Here is a 20,028-nt window from a genome sequence, read left to right as displayed (position 1 = left end):
TTTTGTAAAGCGTTAAGCTTAATCCATCAAAGCGCGAGCTTCCGCTACTTGGCTACGGTACGCATCAAAAATATTGCGCATCGTGTCAGGCATGGTGGTGTGCGGAGCCCATTTCAATTCTTCTTTGGTATTGGTGATCTTCGGTACGCGATTTTGCACGTCCTGATAACCTTTGCCGTAGTAAGCCGCTGATGTAGTTTCAACGATTTTTACCTGTTTGGCAGTCGCTGCATATTCTGGATATTGCGCAGCTAATTCCAACATCATGGTCGCTAATTCGCGGATCGAGAAATTGTTGTCTGGATTGCCGATGTTGTAAATCTTGCCGGTAGCAATACCATCTTCATTAGCGATAATTTTCATCAACGCATCAATACCGTCATCAATATAAGTGAAGGCGCGTTTTTGCTGTCCGCCGTCCACCAAAGAGATATTTTCACCGCGTACGATATGACCGAAGAATTGAGTCACAACGCGTGAGCTACCTTCTTTTGGCGTATGAATTGAATCCAGTCCAGCGCCGATCCAGTTAAATGGACGGAACAGGGTGAAGTTCAAATTATCTTCCATGCCGTAGCCCCAAATTACACGGTCCATCAACTGCTTGGCGCAGGAGTAAATCCAACGCGGTTTGTTGATTGGGCCGCAAACTAATTCAGATTCTTCCGGATCAAATTCGTCATCGTGGCACATGCCATACACTTCTGACGTCGAAGGGAATACCAAATGTTTACCGTATTTAGCAGCTGAACGCACGATAGGCAAATTGGCTTCAAAATCCAATTCAAATACGCGCAATGGTTTTTTAACGTAAGTCGATGGTGTCGCAATCGCAACCAAAGGCAAAATTACATCGCATTTTTTGACGTGGTATTCAACCCAGTCTTTATTGATGGTGATGTCGCCTTCAAAAAAGTGCATGCGCTCATGGCTCAGAATGTCACCGATGCGATCGGTTTGCATGTCCATGCCATACACGTGCCAATCGGTGGTTTCCAAAATGCGTTTGGAAAGGTGGTGGCCGATGAAACCATTAACACCAAGAATGAGAACTTTTTTCATGGAAAACTCTTTATTTTAAAAATGTTGTGGGCTTTAGGACTTATGCAAAATTGTTCCAGCAAGGCGCACCGACGAAGATAGTACTTTAGTACGGCAAGGAGGATGCAACGCTGCTGGGGCGGTTTTGCGCAAGTCATAGAAGTAACTGTTGTAATTGGCTGGCCGTAATCAGGCTGCCATTGAACAGTAATTCGTTGATTCTTAGTGCGCGACCGTCGCCACATAGGCCAAAAACGACATTATCCACTACAGACAAGCCTTGCGGCAAATTTGCTTTAGGGGAATTTGCCAAACGTGCTTGTTTAATAATGAAACGATGCCCGTTTTGATCGGTAAATGCGCCAGGGTAAGGCGGAGCGACTGCGCGATGCAAATTGTAGACTTGCTGTGCAGTTTGTTGCCAATTAATACGCCCGTCTTCCGGTTTGCGGCCAGCAAAGTAACTGCCTTTGCTTAAATCATTAATGATTCTTGGCGCTGTTCCGGCCAATAGTTTTGGGATGGCATCCCATAATGTTTGCTCGGAAGCTACGGTAAGTTTGCCAAATACGTCGTGCGCAGTATCGTCTGGCAAGATCGGAACTGCTGTTTGGGCAATGATGGCACCGGCGTCTGGCTTGGCTGCCATTTCATGCAAGGTAGCGCCGGTTTCGGTTGCTCCATGCAAAACAGCCCAATTAACGGGCACGCGGCCACGGTATTTAGGTAATAAGGAGCCGTGCAAATTGTAAGCGCCGCGTTTGGCTAATGCCAATAACGGTACTGGCAGCATGTTGCGATAGTAAAAGCTGAAAATGAAATCCGGTGCAAGCTTGGCGACTGCTTCAAATAAGGGCTCAGGTTCTGGCTCAAATAAGGTTGGAATGTTGTGTTCTGCACATAAAGCCGCCACGGAGTCAAACCAGATTGTTTCATTTGGATTGTCATTGTGGGTCACAACTAAGGCAATATTAACTCCACGTGCAAGTAATACCTTAATGCTATGAACTCCAACGCTATGATAGGCAAAAACTACAGCGCTATTGGTAGGGATGGCGTCAGTCATTCTGTTCCAATATGGTTTGCACTACAAAGCGAGGTCTGCCGCGTACTTGTTGGTAAATTCGGCCAATGTATTCACCTAATAAACCAATGCCGAACAAAATCACGCCCATCATGAAGAAGGAAATCGCGAATAAGGTAAACAAACCTTCCGCTTCAGAACCTAGCAAAAAGCGGCGAATTAACAGAAGTACTACAAGCCCACCTGAACCGACTGACAATGCCATGCCTAGCATGGAAAATAGTTGCAACGGCATGATGGAAAAGCCGGTCATTAAATCGAAATTGAGACGAATCAAGCTGTAAATAGAGTATTTTGATTCGCCAGCCGCACGTTCTTCATGCTCGACGATGATCTCAGTCGGATTGCGTGAAAATGTGTACGCCAAGGCAGGAACAAAGGTGTTCATTTCGCTGCATTGATTAATTAAGTCAATGACATTGCGCCCATAGGCGCGCAGCATATTGCCTTGATCGGTAATTTTGATATGGGTAATGCTTTCGCGGAAGTTGTTCATGGCTTTGGATGCCCAGGTGCGCCATAACGAATCTTGACGTTTGCGGCGGATCGAGCCGACATAATCATAGCCTTCACGCATTTTATTGACTAACGCGCCAATTTCTTCAGGCGGGTTTTGTAAGTCCGCATCTAAAGTCACTACAATTTCACCGCGCACAGCTTGAAAACCCGCCAAAATCGCCATGTGCTGACCGTAGTTGCCGTTGAATAAAACTACTCTGGTTACATCGGGACGGGCGCGGAACTGGTCAGACAAAATAGCGGCGGATTGGTCACGGCTGCCATCGTTGACGAAGACAACTTCATAACTCACACCTTCAGTAGCGAGCTTGTCGAGGGCTGGATAAAGACGAGCAAATAACTGCGCAAGACCCGCTTGTTCGTTATAAATCGGAATGACGACGGAGAGTTCTGGTTTCATGGAATGCAATATTGTTTTATATATGACTGTGCACTCAGTATAGGCAAAGCCTAACTAAGTGCAATCAGCCGGGTTTAATGCACAGCAAAGTTGCGGATAAGAACTACTTTGCGGAATAAAGACAAGATTTTACCGCAGCTACTGCTCTTTCGACATCTTCCTTTTGCATTGCATTAAACATTGGCAATGTGACGGTTTGATAGCCGATATGTTCGGCAACCGGGAACATGCCTTCTTTAAAGCCACGTTCGCGGTACATGGTGAATAAATGGATAGGCGAATAATGGTAGCCAGTGCCTACATTGAATTCCATCATTTGTTTCATGAAGTCTGCGCGCACCACGGTTTTTGGCAAAATAATCTGGAATAAATGCCAATTGCTGTTTTCCATATCGGCAACCGGTAATTGCGCGCCGCTCTTTGCTTCAAAATCAGCGCCAAAGCAGGCGAAGTAATGTTGCGCCAAGCTACGGCGATGTGCCGCAATCGCATCAATCTGGGGTAATTGACCTAAGCCCAGCGTGGCGGCGATGTCAGTCATATTATATTTGCCGCCGAGTACGTCCACATCAATCCCATCAACGCCGCTGCGGGTGACGCCTTGCAAGCGGTATTTCTCTGCCAAGCGCGCTTCTTCCGGTGTATTTACTACCAAACAGCCGCCTTCGGAGGTAGTGAGATTTTTATTGGCTTGAAAACTGAATGAAACAAAGTCCCCAAAAGAGCCGATAGGTTTGCCCTTCCAGCGGGAACCTAATGCTTGGGCGGCGTCTTCAATTACGCGTAAATTATATTTTTTAGCAATCGCGTACATGCGATCCATGTCCATCGGCAAGCCGGACAAATACACGGGAATAATTGCTTTAGTGCGTGGTGTAATTGCGGCTTCTAATTTATCTAAATCTAAATTGCGGGTAATGGGATCAATATCGGCAAATACCGGCGTAGCACCAACTTCAATAATCACATTGGCAGTCGCAACCCAAGAAATTGGCGTGGTAATGACTTCATCGCCCACGCCGATTCCTGCAATGCGCAACGCGATTTCCATGGTGCAAGTGCCAGAATTGAAAGTGCGAACTATGCGGCCACCCAAATACTCAGATAAGGCAGCTTCAAAAGCTTGTACTTTAGGGCCGGAAGTGAGCCAGCCGGAGCGCAACACGTTCGCTACTTCGGCGATGGTGGCTTCATCTATGCTAGGGCGAGAAAATGGAAGAAATGGCGCGGTAGTTGCGGTATTCATGGAATTTCCTTGTGAAAAATAATTTATTCTTGAAAGCGTTGTACGCTTTGAGTTAGTTTAGTTTTGATGAAACAATCACGCGACGAGGATCTTGCGCAATGACGCGCATCGGTATTCCTTGCTGAACGAATGCATCGTAAATATCCGGACGGATAATTGCCAGTGCAGCAACGCCATTTGCTTGATGATCCAGCCATTGTTTTACGAAGTCTTCACGTTTTGGTATCCATAATTGCGGCTCATATTGCAGGCCGAATTCCATTTCGTCTGGATGCTCAACCAAAATAGTGGTGTGACGTAAATAAAATGGCAGAGATTGTTCATAGCGGCCAACCGCATAAATGCTGGTTTCCGGTTTTAATTCAGCCTGAATTGCAGCCAGATGTTCAGTGCCTGCAATGTAACGGCCCCAAGGTTCGTGCCCCATCATTAAAATTTGGCCGCTTAAAAAGCCCGCCCAGGCCAACACCCAGATGGCGACTTGCTGTTTAGTGCGTGCCAAATACCAGGCTTTGATGCCGCCGATTAGCATTAACCCGGAAGCAATGGCAATGTAAGGCAGGTAGGCAATATATAGAGGCAAATCGTAAGTATTTTTGTTTAACGATGGAATTTGTCCAAAAAAGAGCCAGAAACCTAAGCCGATTAAGCCAAATAAACTGAGCATGGCGCTGGTGATGACAATGCCGCGATAAGCTGGGCGCTCTAAATGCATGGCGATTAATAATGCCAAGGCCGGGAAGATCGGCAATATATACGATGGCAGTTTTGAGCTGGAAATACTGAAAAAGAAGAAAATAAAGAGCGCCCAAATCAGCAGTAATTTACCGGCTTGAAAAGTCGCTGCTTGCTGTTTTGTTCCGTTCCACATGCTTTGCACTAATAGGCCTAGCCACGGGAAAATGCCGACAATCAGTAGAGGAATAAAGTAATACAACGGGCCGTCACGGTGGTGGACTTTGCTGGTGAAGCGTTCCCAGTGTTCGTGAATAAAGAAGAAGTGTAAAAATTCTGGATTGTCGCGTGACACCAGTACAAACCAAGGCGTGGTAATGGCAAAAAATAGCAATAAGCCTTTGACTAAATGCAGTCGCTGCCAGATGCGCCAGTCGCGTGCTGCAAAGGTATATAAAAACAAGACTGCGCCGGGCAAAATAATACCCATTGGTCCTTTAGACATCGTAGCTAATGCCATCCCTAGCCAACATAGCAGCATGCCGTTGCGTTGTTCGGTTTTAGTCGCCTGGTCGCGTTGTGCCAATAGCAGACCACATAGCGCTAAGGTCATCATCCCGGACAAGCCCATGTCGAGCGAATTCACGTGACCTAAGCCTGCCCACCAAAAGGACGACCCTAACACTGCTGCTGCGGTAATACCTACCGGCTTATTCGCGATGCGAGTGCCGGTATAGCCAACTAAAAATATGCCGAATAAAGCTGACAAACCAGTCCATAAACGTGCTTGCCATTCACCCAAACCGAAGGCGGAAAAGGTGAGGGCGTTCATCCAAGTTTGCAGCGGCGGTTTTTCAAAATACTTGATGGCGTTTAAGCGTGGGGTAATCCAATCGCCGGTTGCGACCATTTCACGCGCCATTTCTGCGTAGCGGCCTTCGTCGGTTGGCACTAAAGTACGTGCGCCGAGCATGTAAAACCAGATTACTAAAAATAAAAACAGGCTAATCCAAAGCCAGATCGGAAATCTAATGGAGTTGTTGTTCGTGTTGTTATTCATTACGCCGGATTTTCCTCTTTGGCTTCGATGATTAAAGCAAGCGCCACTTTGCGCCCTTCAGTCATCAGTATGTTGTAAGTGCGACAGGCTGCCTGGCTATCCATGGATTCCACGCCGATGCGTTGATTGATTAAGCAGGCAGTCAGTTTGGGATGCGCAAAGCGCTGTTTTATGCCCGTGCCCAAAATGACTACGTCAGGGCGAAGTGCCGCAATGGTTTGAAAATGCTCTTCAGTGAGCGCCGCAAAATTGCTGACTGGCCAAGTGATTGGTGGCAATTCGGGTAAAACCAGCAGGCTGTGTTTAAACGTGATCGCGTTAATTTCTACACTATGGTCATCGTAGGCGGTAACGGTTTGGTATTGTTGGTTTTGGGTATTATGTAGCTTCATCTCGGGTTTGCACGGGGGAATCAATGCAGATGTCAAAGAAAAACGCATTGTAGCGTTTTTTCTAGAGAAAGATGGTATTTGCGATGACACAAAGCTTGATTTAGTGGCATCACACGTTCACAATTGACCGCTTCGTTGAATAGATGCCGTGCAGCATTTTTGTGCTACGCTGCTTGTTTTCACTATTGCTGTAGTTCATTAGTTTTCAAAGGATACCGCTGTGCGCCTGATACAAAAATCTAAAAAATTAGACAATATTTGCTACGAAATTCGAGGCCCGGTACCTGAGCGCGCCCGCCAATTGGAAGAAGATGGCCATAAAATTATCAAATTGAATATTGGTAATTTGGCGGCGTTTAACTTTGATCCGCCCGATGAAATTGTGCGCGACATGATACTTAATATGCCGCATGCTGCCGGTTATACCGACTCTAAAGGTATGTTTGCTCCGCGCAAAGCCATCATGCATTACGCCCAAAGCAAGCATATTCAAGGCGTAACGATAGAAGATATTTATATTGGTAATGGCGCATCAGAATTGATCGTCATGGGCATGAGTGCCTTGCTTAATGACGGTGATGAAGTGTTAGTGCCTGCGCCGGATTATCCCTTATGGACGGCTGCGGTGAGCTTGTCCGGCGGCACGCCAGTGCATTATTTGTGTGATGAAACTGCCGAGTGGATGCCGGATATCGAGGATATCAAACGTAAAATTACACCGCAAACGCGCGCGATTGTTGTCATTAATCCTAATAATCCAACCGGTACGATTTATCCGGTCGAGTTGTTGCAGCAGATTGTTGAGCTGGCTCGTGTTCATCAGCTGATTATTTTTGCCGATGAAATTTACGACAAAATGTTGTACGACGAAGCTAGTCATACTTCCATTGCCTCGTTAGCGGATGATGTGTTGTTTGTGACGTTGAATGGTTTATCTAAAAATTACCGTTCATGTGGTTATAGAGCTGGTTGGATGGTGGTTTCAGGTGAAAAACGTCACGCTAAGGACTATATTGAAGGTCTGAATATGCTGGCGTCGATGCGTCTTTGTGCGAATACGCCGGGGCAGTTTGCGATTCAGACGGCGTTGGGCGGGTATCAAAGTATTCAGGAGTTGGTTGGACATGGCGGGCGCTTATTGAAGCAGCGCGATTTGGCTTATAAGTTGTTGACGGCTATTCCTGGGGTGACTTGCGTTAAACCTAAAGCGGCCTTGTATATGTTTCCTAAACTTGATCCGTTGATGTATCCGATTGCTAATGATCAGGAATTTGCTTATCAATTGCTGGATCAGGAAAAAGTGTTGATTGTGCAGGGGACGGGGTTTAATTGGGGTTCGCATGATCATTTCCGGGCGGTGTTTTTGCCTAATTCGGATGATTTGACGGATGCTATTGGGAGGATTGCGAGGTTTTTGGATGGGTATCGTAGGCGGCATAGTATTGAGTAGGCGTTGTTTATTCGTTGCTAGCTCGGCGAATTTTAGGCCTGTTGGTCGGGGGTAGCCCGACAGCTACCTGCCTTTTTTGCGTCGCCAAAAAAGGTAGGCCAAAAAAGGCGACCACGCTATTTCGGAAACCCCGGTTTTTCTAAGGAAAAAAGGGAAAAGTTCGAAACTCGCTACGCTCAAACAACGAACCTTTCTGATCCTTTTTTCCTTAGAAAAACCGGCCGAACTAGAAGTGGGGGTAGGTCAAAAGCAAATTCAACTTCAACTTCAACCCCAACTTCAACACATACAGATTTCAATCAGTGCGGCACATTACATAAGCTAATAAGTATTTTGCATAAGAGGGTATCGGCGATAGCTGTCTTTCTCGTGTTATAAAGCTAGATCATTTTTACAACAGATTCAAATCACACTATGAAACCAATCAAAGTAGGCTTATTAGGATTGGGCACCGTTGGTGCCGGCACTTTCAATGTTTTGCGGCGTAATCAGGAAGAAATTACGCGTCGTGCTGGTCGTGGCATTGAAATTAGCATGGTCGCGGTGCGCAATCTTGAAAAAGCGCAGGCCTTGATTGGTGGGGTTATAGGTAACGCGTGTGAAATTGTCACCGATAGTATGTTGGTGGTGACTAATCCTGAGATTGATATTGTGGTGGAAGTGATCGGTGGCACCGAACTGACCAAACAACTCGTTATGACGGCGATTGCGAATGGCAAGCATGTGGTTACTGCTAATAAAGCGTTATTGGCAATTCACGGTAATGAGATTTTTAAAGCGGCGCAAGATAAAGGCGTGATGGTGGCGTTTGAGGCGGCTGTGGCGGGTGGTATTCCTATTATTAAATCGCTGCGCGAAGGCTTAACTGCCAACCGGATTGAATGGGTGGCTGGCATTATTAATGGCACGACCAATTTTATTTTGTCTGAAATGCGCGATAAAGGCCTGGACTTTGCGACCGTACTCAAACAGGCGCAAGCATTGGGTTATGCCGAAGCTGATCCTACTTTTGATATTGAAGGCGTTGATGCTGCGCACAAAGCGACCATCATGGCCGCAATTGCATTTGGTATTCCCATGCAGTTTGATAAAGCCTATGTGGAAGGTATTAGCCAGTTACAGGCGATTGATATTAACTACGCTGAGCAACTCGGTTACCGTATTAAATTGCTCGGTATTGCTAAGCGCACCGCCAAAGGTATTGAGCTGCGCGTACATCCAACTTTAATTCCTAACACACGTTTAATCGCCAACGTAGAAGGTGCTATGAATGCGATCTTGGTGCAGGCTGACGCGGTTGGCGCCACCATGTATTACGGCAAAGGTGCTGGTGCAGAACCAACCGCTTCTGCGGTGATTGCCGATTTAGTTGACATCACCCGCCTGGCAACTGCCGACCCGGAGCACCGCGTTCCGCATTTAGCTTTTCAGCCCAATTCCATTAGCCAGGAAGTGATTTTGCCGATGTCGGAAATCACCACCAGTTATTATTTACGCTTGCGGGTAGCAGATCAGACTGGGGTGTTGGCGGACGTAACACGTATTCTGGCCGATTGCTCAATTTCCATTGATGCGATGCTGCAAAAAGAACCGACCGCCAATGAAAAGCAAACTGACATCATTATGTTGACGCATCAGACACAGGAAAAAAATGTGCTGGCGGCGATTGAAAAAATAGAGTTGCTGAACTCGGTGTTTGGACGTGTGACTAAAATTCGTCTGGAGCAATTGAGCTAAACCTTTGAATGAAACTCATGAAGAATGCACCTTCCATTCTTAATGTTTTGTATAGCACTCTGACCGCCAAGTATTGGAAAAAGCGGCCAGAGTCGCACGAAATTATTGTCTTGGCGCTGCTGCTTGTCTTCATGAGCTACAAAATGATGCACACCGGTTGGGTGCCGTTATTAGACTGGGCTACGCTCACCATCCACGAAGCAGGGCATCCGATTATTGGCATGCTGCTGGGTAATCGGATGATGGTGTACGGCGGCAGCCTGTTCCAGCTTATTTTTCCCCTTGTTTTTGTTTGGCATTTTGCGCGTCAAGATCAGGCGTTAGGCTATTGCTTTGCTATTTCCTGGGAAGCCTCATCGTTGCATGCCTTAGGCCGTTATGTGGCCGATGCGCGCGCCCAAGAACTTCCATTGGTTGGTAACGGTGACCGGATACATGACTGGAATGAAATTCTAGGTCGCTGGAATCTGTTGGACTACGACCGTCTGCTGGGTGGTTGGCTGTATGTGCTGTGTTGGATGTTGATGGCTTGCTGCTTTTTTATGTTGTGGAATTTGTGGCGTGCATTGGGTGATGCTGGCGAATGAAGTACCAGATGCTTATATTCGCTTAAACCGCCGGCAATACATTGATCTTATTCCGCCCCGACTGTTTAGCCTGATAAGTAGCTTTATCAGCGCGCTGGATGAAGCTTGCCAGATCTTCTTCGCCAGCAATGGTCGCTCCGATGGATATAGTGACGTAGTCGGATGCAGGGGAGTCCGCATGCGCCAGTTTTAACTCAGCCAGATGGACACGTATTTTTTCTGCGACATGACCTGCACCGGCTAAGTCGGTGGCTGGGAGTATCACCGCAAATTCTTCGCCGCCGATTCTGGCTGGCAGATCAGAAGGGCGACATGCTACCTGGATGAGTAGTTTGCCGATTTCTTTTAAAACTTCATCGCCAGCCGGATGTCCGTAATAGTCGTTATAACGTTTGAAATAATCGACATCAATCAAAAGCAGGGACAGCGGAGTCTGGTTACGCTTATGCAGCGACATTTCAATCGCCATGCGTTGATCAAAGGCGCGCCGATTGGCTATTTGGGTGAGCGCATCAGTGTGAGCGATTGATTCCAGTATGCCCATTTGTTTGCGTATCAGCGCTAGCATCCGGTTAATGGAATGGGCTAGCTCATTTAATTCATCCTTATTTTTTGGCGTATCCAAACGCCCAGCCCAGCGCCCGTTACGCCAAATACTGTTCAATTCAATTTTCATTTTTCGTAACCGGCGTATCACTAAAAAATGTATTCCTGCCAGTAAGGTTAAGCCAGTTAATGCGGTCACCAACAGTACTACTCGCATTACTTTCCAAATGATGTCATTACCTAACTGGCCGACCTCTCTGGAAAATTGCAGGCGAGCTATTAGGATAGGTTGGCCGACGATGTTATAAAGGTGCGCGCTTAAAATGTTCGGCGCGCTCTGGCTAAATTCGAGCATTTCTGGTTCTATGCTGGCTTTTATACTATGTGGCGGTTCAGTGGCGCGGATAGTTTGTGGCATTAATTCAAACTTAAGGCCGCTTTGATCCTGTATCCGTTTCAAAATAGTACTGTTTAGCAGTTGCCCCACGACGAGGCAGCCCATTGGTTTACCGCTATGATCGGTTTGATGAATTTGCTGCCAGCAAACTAACACCGGGCCTGCCGTGGAGTTATCTAGTCCGCAAGTCCGGCCATTATCAGGGGCGGATTCAGGATGAAGTCGCACTTTTATATTGGCTAATATCGGATCAAAGGTGGACGCGCTTTCCATCGCGCCAGTCACCAGGTTGGTGGCATTCGAAAATAAGATGTTGTCCTGTTTGTCTAGAATAAAGATAAATTTTAGCCCTACCGTTTGCAGTTCCGCAGAGTTGAGCTGATGCTCAATAAAACCATGGGTGGGCTGTTGTGTGTAGCTAACCATGTCATCCCAGTTGGCCCAATCACCATTGATTTGATTGAGGCGATCTAGCTCACTATCCAAATTGCGCGCCAATTGGGTCATTTGCTCCGTTGCTTGCGTGCGTTCAATTGCCATGAAGCCGTGCAGGAGATTGCTGTAAAGTAATGTCATGACGATGATCGTCATCAGACCGAAGCCAATCAAGAACAAACCAAACATTTTTCCGCGTAAGCCCATAGTTTGTGTGCTATTTGGTGGTTTGAGAATATAGGACTGGTGGGTGATAAGCCCAGTCTAGCTAGTTGAACAAGTTGTTTTTTACAGTCTAGTGCTAAATTTCAATAAATGTTAGTTGAGCAGCATTTTTAGTAGCTAGCTAAAAATTCATCTTAATTGCAAGGAAAATACAAGGAAAAGAGTTTGCTCAGCATAAATATCAGCTAAAATTCTTGTCCACAACGAAACTCAATAGCCCAAAGGTTGAAGATGAATTTAAGCATAAAGAATTTGCTGGTTTTACTGGCTTGTTGCGGCACATTATTATTGGCAGGATGTAAAGGCAAGTCGACGACGAACAACTACAACATCAAAGTGACTGTCAGCGGCCTAGTTGGCGGCGGCGTTGTTTTGCAAGACAACCTTGCTGATAATTTGGCAATAACCGGTAATGGCGTGTTTACGTTCGCTAGCCAATTGTCGAGTAATTCGACTTACTCGGTCACGATGTTAACTTCCCCAAGTTTGCCGGCGCAAAGCTGCACCTTAGCCAATGCAACCGGAACGGTCGCTTCATCGGATGTAACTAATATTACCTTGACTTGTGTAGCGCCTGAATTTGCTTATGTGGCCAGTTCCGGTGGAAGTTCGGTGGCAACTTACATAATTAACGCAACTAACGGCGCATTAAGCAGCGCAGGCCCTTCAGTTACAACTGGAAATTCGCCAGTTGCTTTTGCGATGGACCCAACTGGTCGATTTGCCTTTGTTGCTAATTCCACTGACAAAAGCATTTCTTCTTACTTAGGCAACCTGACTACGGGCTTACTGGTGAGCGCAGGCCCTGCCGTGTTGTTGAGTAATGCGCCAAATGCGCTAGCAGTTGACCCTCTGAGTAAGTTTCTCTTGGTGACTGCGGGCAATTCCATTGTTAGTTACACCTTTAATGCTAATGGCGTTTTAAGTAGTGCTGGTACAGCTACCACCGGAAATGCGCCATCTGGCATTGCTGTGATCTCTAATTCTAGTAACGAATATGCGTATGTAACGAATGGCACTGACAACACTATTTCAGGTTATTCAGTGAATGCCGCCGGTGTTTTAACCAGTCTTGGCGTAGTTGCTGCAACTGGGAATAAGCCTTCCGCTATCAGCGCTGCACCGAATGGTGCTTATGTGTATGTGACCAATTCAACTGATGGCACTATTTCAAGCTACCCAGTTACGGCAACTGGCACTTTAGGCGTGGCGACGACAGTGGCGAGTGGCGGTAATGCACCGGTATCGATTGCTGTTTCTGCATCCGGAAAAATTGCTTATGTAGCCAATTCAACTAGTAATAATGTCGCAGCTTTCAGTATTAGCGCTGCTGGTGCCTTAAGCAGCATTGGAACTGCTACCACAGGTAATACCCCTTCTTCAGTCAGCGTAGATCCTTCCGGCGCTTTCGTTTATGTGGTCAATAGTACCGATAACAACATTTCGGTATATCAACTTACCGCCACAGGCGCTTTGCCTGCCACCGTTACAGTTCTGTCCGTGGGAAGCACTCCCGTTTCTGTGGTTACGGCTGTTAAGTAAGTATCAGGCTTTAGGGTTTGATTGAAAATCGGCAGGATGGGCTGGCAACTCGCTAGTTCAGCCTGCTTTTTTCGAGCAAAACACTTTTTTCATATATTCCCTCATATTTTGCAATATTTATATTGCGGCATGCAAAAACAGAATATTTAAGTTTTGCACGTCATAACCAAACCAATGATTGAACCACGTTCAGTTATAATCCCGCTTCTTGTCATGCAAAAATCCATCATGCAGACAGCAACACAACACCAGGAACTGCCATGAATAAAGATTTAAGTATTGATGAATTTGACGCGCTAGAACAGATTAGCCGTTTATCAAAAAATGTTAAGCCAACTGCCTGTGTGAACAGAAACGCCAAACGTTTATGTGGCATTAAATTAGCCAGCTATCGCAAAGACGGTCAGTTAGAGTTGACCGAGCAGGGCAATGCAGCACTGTTTGCTAAGCAATGTATTGACGGCTTGCGCGCCGTGCAGAGTAATCCGCAAGCGCAGTTATCCGCTGATGTTGCCGCTTTTCTCGGTAAAAAAAGCTATATCAGCAGTAGTCCGGAAGGCACGCAAATCAGCCAGCGCGGTTTGGAATGTCTGGCTGATATTGACGCACAAAGAAAATAACGGGTACTTTAATTATTGAAGGTAAATCAGGTCGGTATTACTGCACCGATCTGACTTGTGCAATAGTTGAGTTAGCTGTTACTGCCCAAACTGCACTAACCCATAAAATAAGCCCAGCACCAAGACAACCTGCCGGATTGTTCCCACCATTTACCATTAATAACGGATAAAACACCGCAAGCAATAACATTGCCATACCGGTGACGTAATGGGCTGGATTGCGGAAAATGTGGGTTAGCGGTAAAAAATGCAAGCCGATAATAAATATCGCCGTTGGAATTGCCCAAGAAGATAAGCCCATGTTGTTGAGTACATTAACAATAATGAGGATCGCGACCCACTGAGCTGCGTTAATAATATTAAATTGGCGCATTATTCTTTTTCTGGCAGGTGATTCGGCGAGCGCTTTTGACTCTGGAAGATACTGCTGATAACGCCGATATGCCAGCGTGAAAATAAGCAAAGCACAAATAGCAATTAACCCGAGCGGAAAATAATTGTTTGGGAGTGCTTGCAGGCTCCAGGCGGCAAGCCAGACTGCGCCGAAAATGCTAAATATCATGGCACCAAAGGCGCGACCAACATGCGCTGATGCGACTACAGGATTTGTCTCAATTTTATTCATTTTATTTTATGGTGGATATGCTGCACATACGGAAAGTGGGCACACTGTGCCCACTTTATTTCAACATCAGGTAGAAGCGATTAGTGCGCCGACAAGCGTTTCAAACGATCCAATGCTGATTCTCCACTGGTATCAGCTTGCGCAACGGATTTACGAATAGCATCAATTTCGGCGGCTTGGTCGAGTGGTTTTTGACCAATATCTGCCACAATTTTTAACCCGGCAGCTTCATTGCTAACACTTTGTGCGCGTTTTGTTAATGCACTCAATGCAGTCGATTGTCCGCCTAAACCTTTTAAACCATCCAACTCGCTTTGACGTTCCATGCGCATCGATTGCAAATCTTTTTGCGCCTGCGCCGAGGCCAATGTTTGCATGGCTTTTTTAGCGGCGCTGTCGAAGTCGGCTAATTGCTTGGATAAGCCGTCAACGATTTGTTGCAGCTCGTCAGCGTAAGATTTAGCGTCGATTTCTTGTTGCTGTTCAGTCGGTAATTTAGCTTTATTGGCTTCCAATTCATCGCAAAACAAAGTCACGGTAGCTTCGCTAATGGTGCCGGCTTGCAGGCGCGCCATTAATGTTTCAGTGGCTTTTGAATCGGTGGCGATCAGGTTTTGCAGATTCACAACATCGGAATGTTCTTTATCAAAAGAAGCGCGTGCCGCGGCTAATTTTTGCGCTGTTTCACGCAATGTGCCCTGCAAGCGATCACGGTCCGCTTCGGTTGCTGTTTCCGGGTCAAAATTGGCGATGGTTTCTGATAATTTATCGCCTAACACGCCAAAATGTTTAGAAATTAAACGTGCTGTCAAACTCCATCCGCTGGTATTGCTCATGATATTCCCTTAGTGGTAAATAGTTTTTAAATAAAAATTTTATTGAATCACAACACGTTCTGCTTCTAATGCTAAGCCAATCATAAAGTTGACATGAATGGCGCGTTTATCCGAATCGCCGTTTTGGCTTTCCACTATCTCGGTACTAATTAATAAATATTCAAGGCCATCCGCTAAATTCCGTACGTAAGGCATAAAATAAATTTCCTGCTTTAATCCGTGCTCGCCTGCGGTGTCATCAATACGCGTTTCGATGCCATTAAATGGCGTCACAAAATCCACATTAGCGGCACCTACATCACGACGGTATTCCACGTTCTCTGCATCTCCAAAAACCGCGCTGAGTTCCGCTTCGCTATAACCTAAATCCGCTAATTGTTCCTTCCAGATGGCGTAAGTTTTTTCACCTAAACCAAAACCACTTTCGCCGGTATACGCTTCTTGCTCTTCGGCCGTTTGCGGAATTAAACGGGTCAGCCGAGTGCAGTACATGAGCTCACTAATCGCACCGTGCTCATCTTGAAATAACTGCAGAAAAATTTCTGCTTCATCGTCTGAATCGCCCAGCGACAAATAGTAGCGATACAGCTGTCCGGACAGGTTAAGTTTAACGTGGCTGATAGCACGTATTGTCGCTTCAGCTTGATCCGGCATGGCAATTAACGAGCCATTCGCGTTAGCACGAATAAAAGGCGACTGCTGCAGCTTGATTAAAGCGCCGATGCGAGCACCGAGTGGCAATGCATCATCCGCACGAGGCGCATCTTTGGCTGCTTCAACGCCGTGATTTGCCAGTACAGCTTTGCCGTATTGAAAAGCGTCTTTCCAACTCATAAAAATCCTTCTTGAATGTTAATAGACCCTAAGCTTAGTGAAGCTCTACAACGAATAGTTACTTGGTTTAGCAGGTGCTTTGGCGCGCGTAAAATACGACCACGCCAAGCCAATTAGTGCGGCGCCAATAATTAACCAGATAGCCACAACCAACCATGATGTGCCTGATTTTTTTGGCGGCTGTCCTTGATAAGCGACGCCATTCGGGTCATTGGTATTGGTCGGATAACCGGCTTGGCCGTTTTGCTGATTTGCGCCATTCACATACACATTAGTGTCGGAATGATGTCCAAACATCGAACCCATTCCAAACCAATACCAACTGCTGGAAACTGGGCTGTCCCGGTACACCACAGTTTGTACCGGTTGAGTTGGATAACCTTGGGCAGGTGGCAGCGTAGTGCCATTGGCCAGCGGCGCAGTTGTTCCTGTAGTTGTGCCAGCCACTCCAGCGTGCTGAGCATTGCGTGCATCTAATGTGGTTAATGCATTTTGTTGGGCTTGATTCTGATCTAAATTTTTTGAAAGGACAGAGGTTGATTTCCCCGTGCCGGTCGCTGCACTACCAGAACCAAATGAGCCAAAGCCGACGCTTTTATCGGCACTAGGCGTGCTAGGTGTGCTCGAAGTGCTTGTGGTGCTTTCTGTACTTGCTGCAGGCGTGGTTTGCGCTTTTTTGCTGGAACCAAATGAACCAAATGAAGTGGAATGGCTGGTTGAAGAATGCTTGGATGAGGTAGTCGGGCTGCTATAAGCATTGCCGGCAACCAGCAAGGATAACGACAATATCAACGCGAGCAATTTAGTGGTCTTGTACATACTTTTCTCGGTATTTTTTATATAAAGGTTCAACGTGCGGGCAGTTTGTCATAACCAACAAACTTCTGCTAAGGTAAAATCACGGCAAAATTACCGCGCTGTCAAAGTCACTGCGTTTTAGAGGTGTTTTACTGCAGCTGAAGTAGCAAACTCAGTAAAAAAAACAGCCTCGCCAAAGAACCGTCAACGACTTTATGCGCACATATTTTAGCTTATTTAAATGTGTAAATAAGTACAAATTTTTCACGAAATAGAAAGAGATCTTCATCATGAGCAAGTCAATAAATATTACTTCAGAGAGCCTGAATCAATTTGGTGTTGGCACCTTAACCGCCCATCTGGGAATTTCAATTACCTCGGTAGAAAATGGTGAAGTTAGCGCTGAGTTGCCGATCCAGCCTTTTTTGCTGGCACCGAATGGCTATTTACACGCCGGTAGTGTGGTGACTTTGGCCGATACCGCGTCCGGTTATGGTTGTATGGCGAATTTGCCTGAAGGAGCCACAGGTTTTACTACGATTGAATTGAAATCGAACCATTTAGGAACCGCGCGCGAAGGTGTGATTTATTGCGTTGCCAAGCCGGTGCATTTAGGTAAAACCACTCAGGTTTGGGATGCGATAGTCAAAAATAAGGCGACCGATCAAACCATTGCTCTGTTCCGTTGCACTCAGTTAATTTTGTACCCCAAAAAATAAAGTTTGTCGCTTAGTTACGTTCTTGGTTTTTTGGATAATTGTTTACTTATTCTTTCTTTATTTATTGTGTAAAAGCGACCATTTTATTTTGTAAATTCCCTTAAAAATGCCCTATTTAGGGCATAGCAGTATGGCGAACTACCATGCAAAATACCTTCATGCACTAAGTTCTGCGATACAAACTTAGCTGCCTGCGCAGGATGGCTGATATTGACGAAGCGCATGACGAAAATAGAACTTGGTTTTCGTGCAAAAAATGAATCGCTATTCCATTAAATGCGAGGAATAAATGCAAAACTTACCACGTCGAGACAGCTACATCATGCCTGACCAGCTTTGTGTTGGGCTCTATGTGCATCTGGATTTAAATTGGACCAAACATCCTTTTTCATTTTCCAGTTTTAAAATAGAAAAAACAGATCAAATTGACACCATTCGCGGCTTGGGTTTGCAGCGGATACGCTATACACCAAATAAAAGTGATTGTTATCCAGTTGAGGTGGCCAACGACCCTAATGTGACGGCTCCTGTTGCTGCCAAAAACGCAGCCGATCCAGTTATTTATGCTGAAGCTGTTATTGAAGCGCCAGATGGCACCATCTTCAAAGAAAAACATCAATTGATCGACCGCATGGCGCAGCAAGGTGAAAAAATTCTTGCTTGTGAGCGTGAGTTTGCCGCCGCTTTGCGGGCATTAAAACTAATGTGGCAAAACATGTTTGCGAATCCGGCCGCAGTTGCAGAGCAAGCGGGCAGCATGGTGGGCAAAATGGCCGAATCGACGCTGATGGAATCGGAAATTGCGATCCATTTAATGATCGATCATAAAAATGGCAGTGATATCTACACACATGCGTTGAATGTGGCGGTGTTGTCGATGATTTTGGCGAAAGAAATGGGGCGCTCACTTGAGGATATTAAATTAATTGGCTTAGGTGCCTTGTTCCATGACGTAGGTTGCACCGATGCGCCGCGCCGGATTAAAGAAAAAAGTGAGCCATTAACAACAATGGAAGCTGCGACGATGCATCAACATTGCAAACAAGGCGTCGATATTTGCAATAGATTGCAATTGCCTTATGAGGCGGTATTGATTGTGTGGCAGCACCATGAACGCATCGACGGATCTGGTTATCCAGCTAAATTACGTGATAAGCAGCTTTCACCGCTGGCGAGCATTGTTGCAGTTGCTGACGCTTATGATGAAATATGTAACCCCATTAATTCAGCGCAAGCGCGCACTCCGCACGAATCATTGTCATTGATTTATGCGCAACAGCGCACCCGGTTTGATGGCAAGGCGCTTACCGCGCTGGTGCATTGTTTGGGAGTTTATCCGCCAGGGACTATTGTGCTGCTTTCCAACGGGATTATCGGGATGGTGGTTGCAGTCAATACCAAGCGGCCATTAAAGCCTACAGTGCTGGTTTATGACCCTGCCACGGCAAAAAACGAAGCTATTCTGATTGATCTTGAGCAGGAAGTGGACGTGAGCATTACCAAAACCATTAGCCCTCATCAATTGTCACCAGAGATTTTTGAGTTTTTAGCGCCAGGTAAGCGCGCTTCGTATTATATGAGAGCGGTGGCTTAGGATCTACAGGGGTGGGGGCTCATTACATTCATGCGATTAGACTATCAAGTAAAAAGCCAATCTTTGTCGATTGGCTTTTTAGATTGTGACATTGCTGCTTCAATTTATGTGCATTACAATGTAATTCACATAAATTAAGGGAGTAGCAATCATGGCGGCAAATCAGCTGGTACAGGCTCGGATTGACGGAGCTATTAAAGAAGAAGCCGCCGCGGTCCTGGCTGCAATGGGACTGACCATATCGGATGCGGTCAGGCTTTTATTGACTAAGATTGCGTATGAACATGCGCTGCCATTTGATCCGTTAATTCCGAATGCCACCACCGTCGCAGCGATGCGAGAAGCGCGGGCAGGGAACCTGCCGCGCGCCAGCAGTATTGATGAGCTGAAAAAATCACTGCATGCGGACGATTGAATGGACCGGGCAGTTCAAGCGTGACTATAAGCGCGAGAGTAAAGGCCAGTACCGCGCCATGCTTGATGATGAGTTGTTCTCTATCATCGATAGTCTTGCGAATGATCAGCCGCTTGAACCACGTTAATGAAATGGACTCCACCCTCCTGAAAACGGCATCATAATGTGCCTAGCGAGCCAGGTGGGCTGGCAAGCGACAATCAAGAGAAGGAGTCCGAAATGGATACTACCGTAAAAATGATTGGTTTGGA

General features: G+C 46.2%; 20 protein-coding genes. 9 read left to right on the top strand and 11 right to left on the bottom strand.

The window, feature by feature from the left end:
* Window positions 1-18: 18 nt before the first annotated feature.
* The 6 genes from S2091_RS14555 to S2091_RS14530 all read right to left on the bottom strand — a co-directional run bounded on the left by S2091_RS14555 (window position 19) and on the right by S2091_RS14530 (window position 6,417).
* Window positions 19-1,062, bottom strand: coding sequence for a bifunctional UDP-4-keto-pentose/UDP-xylose synthase (locus S2091_RS14555; RefSeq protein ID WP_105532679.1), 1,044 nt, complete (start codon window positions 1,060-1,062; stop codon window positions 19-21).
* Between the two features lie 133 nt (window positions 1,063-1,195).
* A complete protein-coding gene (locus S2091_RS14550) occupies window positions 1,196-2,107 on the bottom strand; it encodes a formyltransferase (protein WP_105532678.1) in 912 nt (303 codons plus the stop codon).
* On the bottom strand, window positions 2,100-3,044 hold the full coding sequence (locus S2091_RS14545; protein ID WP_105532677.1) for a glycosyltransferase: 945 nt from the start codon (window positions 3,042-3,044) through the stop codon (window positions 2,100-2,102). Before S2091_RS14545 ends, S2091_RS14550 begins: the two co-directional genes overlap by 8 nt.
* A 103-nt stretch (window positions 3,045-3,147) precedes the next feature.
* Window positions 3,148-4,290 carry a DegT/DnrJ/EryC1/StrS family aminotransferase gene (locus S2091_RS14540; protein ID WP_105532676.1) on the bottom strand — a complete coding sequence of 381 codons (1,143 nt, stop codon included), beginning with the start codon at window positions 4,288-4,290 and terminating at the stop codon, window positions 3,148-3,150.
* 52 nt (window positions 4,291-4,342) lie between these two features.
* On the bottom strand, window positions 4,343-6,025 hold the full coding sequence (locus S2091_RS14535; protein WP_105532675.1) for a glycosyltransferase family 39 protein: 1,683 nt from the start codon (window positions 6,023-6,025) through the stop codon (window positions 4,343-4,345).
* A complete protein-coding gene (locus S2091_RS14530) occupies window positions 6,025-6,417 on the bottom strand; it encodes an Mth938-like domain-containing protein (protein WP_105532674.1) in 393 nt (130 codons plus the stop codon). Before S2091_RS14530 ends, S2091_RS14535 begins: the two co-directional genes overlap by 1 nt.
* Window positions 6,418-6,637: 220 nt before the next feature.
* Here S2091_RS14530 and S2091_RS14525 point away from each other — a divergent pair, with 220 nt between their 5' ends.
* The 3 genes from S2091_RS14525 to S2091_RS14515 all read left to right on the top strand — a co-directional run bounded on the left by S2091_RS14525 (window position 6,638) and on the right by S2091_RS14515 (window position 10,191).
* Window positions 6,638-7,867 carry a pyridoxal phosphate-dependent aminotransferase gene (locus S2091_RS14525; RefSeq protein WP_105532673.1) on the top strand — a complete coding sequence of 410 codons (1,230 nt, stop codon included), beginning with the start codon at window positions 6,638-6,640 and terminating at the stop codon, window positions 7,865-7,867.
* A 414-nt stretch (window positions 7,868-8,281) separates the two neighbouring features.
* Complete coding sequence (locus S2091_RS14520) at window positions 8,282-9,604, top strand: homoserine dehydrogenase (RefSeq protein ID WP_105532672.1); 1,323 nt, start codon at window positions 8,282-8,284, stop codon at window positions 9,602-9,604.
* A gap of 17 nt (window positions 9,605-9,621) precedes the next feature.
* On the top strand, window positions 9,622-10,191 hold the full coding sequence (locus S2091_RS14515) for a hypothetical protein (RefSeq protein WP_105532671.1): 570 nt from the start codon (window positions 9,622-9,624) through the stop codon (window positions 10,189-10,191).
* 22 nt (window positions 10,192-10,213) lie between these two features.
* Here the strand turns inward: S2091_RS14515 and S2091_RS14510 are convergent, their stop codons facing one another.
* A complete protein-coding gene (locus S2091_RS14510) occupies window positions 10,214-11,776 on the bottom strand; it encodes a diguanylate cyclase domain-containing protein (protein WP_105532670.1) in 1,563 nt (520 codons plus the stop codon).
* 249 nt (window positions 11,777-12,025) lie between these two features.
* Here S2091_RS14510 and S2091_RS14505 point away from each other — a divergent pair, with 249 nt between their 5' ends.
* Window positions 12,026-13,336, top strand: coding sequence for a lactonase family protein (locus S2091_RS14505; protein WP_105532669.1), 1,311 nt, complete (start codon window positions 12,026-12,028; stop codon window positions 13,334-13,336).
* A 260-nt stretch (window positions 13,337-13,596) separates the two neighbouring features.
* Window positions 13,597-13,956 (top strand): hypothetical protein, encoded by a 360-nt coding sequence (locus S2091_RS14500; RefSeq protein WP_105532668.1) that lies wholly within the window; start codon window positions 13,597-13,599, stop codon window positions 13,954-13,956.
* A gap of 37 nt (window positions 13,957-13,993) precedes the next feature.
* On the opposite strand, the gene S2091_RS14495 is transcribed toward S2091_RS14500, so the two are convergent.
* From S2091_RS14495 to S2091_RS14480, 4 genes are all read right to left on the bottom strand, one after another.
* Window positions 13,994-14,581, bottom strand: a complete 588-nt coding sequence (locus S2091_RS14495; protein ID WP_105532667.1) for a hypothetical protein — start codon at window positions 14,579-14,581, stop codon at window positions 13,994-13,996.
* Window positions 14,582-14,661: 80 nt separating this feature from the next.
* Window positions 14,662-15,417, bottom strand: coding sequence for a hypothetical protein (locus tag S2091_RS14490; RefSeq protein ID WP_105532666.1), 756 nt, complete (start codon window positions 15,415-15,417; stop codon window positions 14,662-14,664).
* Window positions 15,418-15,456: 39 nt separating this feature from the next.
* The gene (locus S2091_RS14485; RefSeq protein ID WP_105532665.1) at window positions 15,457-16,251 is read right to left on the bottom strand and encodes a DUF2491 family protein; all 795 of its coding nucleotides are present in this window, start codon (window positions 16,249-16,251) and stop codon (window positions 15,457-15,459) included.
* A gap of 45 nt (window positions 16,252-16,296) precedes the next feature.
* Entirely contained in the window at window positions 16,297-17,070 is a 774-nt protein-coding gene (locus S2091_RS14480) for a hypothetical protein (protein ID WP_105532664.1), read from the bottom strand.
* A 269-nt stretch (window positions 17,071-17,339) separates the two neighbouring features.
* Here S2091_RS14480 and S2091_RS14475 point away from each other — a divergent pair, with 269 nt between their 5' ends.
* From S2091_RS14475 to S2091_RS24065, 4 genes are all read left to right on the top strand, one after another.
* Window positions 17,340-17,768 carry a PaaI family thioesterase gene (locus S2091_RS14475; RefSeq protein ID WP_105532663.1) on the top strand — a complete coding sequence of 143 codons (429 nt, stop codon included), beginning with the start codon at window positions 17,340-17,342 and terminating at the stop codon, window positions 17,766-17,768.
* Between the two features lie 289 nt (window positions 17,769-18,057).
* Entirely contained in the window at window positions 18,058-19,362 is a 1,305-nt protein-coding gene (locus S2091_RS14470; RefSeq protein WP_105532662.1) for an HD-GYP domain-containing protein, read from the top strand.
* A 151-nt stretch (window positions 19,363-19,513) separates the two neighbouring features.
* Window positions 19,514-19,777 carry a type II toxin-antitoxin system RelB/DinJ family antitoxin gene (locus S2091_RS14465; RefSeq protein WP_105532661.1) on the top strand — a complete coding sequence of 88 codons (264 nt, stop codon included), beginning with the start codon at window positions 19,514-19,516 and terminating at the stop codon, window positions 19,775-19,777.
* Window positions 19,764-19,904: a type II toxin-antitoxin system RelE/ParE family toxin gene (locus tag S2091_RS24065; protein ID WP_165794997.1), complete on the top strand. Its 141-nt coding sequence runs from the start codon at window positions 19,764-19,766 to the stop codon at window positions 19,902-19,904. The genes S2091_RS14465 and S2091_RS24065 overlap by 14 nt, the downstream gene beginning before the upstream one ends.
* Window positions 19,905-20,028 lie beyond the last annotated feature (124 nt).

Source organism: Solimicrobium silvestre (assembly GCF_002976435.1).
In the GTDB taxonomy this organism is placed as follows: Bacteria; Pseudomonadota; Gammaproteobacteria; order Burkholderiales; family Burkholderiaceae_D; genus Solimicrobium; species Solimicrobium silvestre.
The sequence above is the reverse complement of the archived record's forward strand: the minus strand, read 5'-3'. Positions and strand labels throughout refer to the sequence as shown.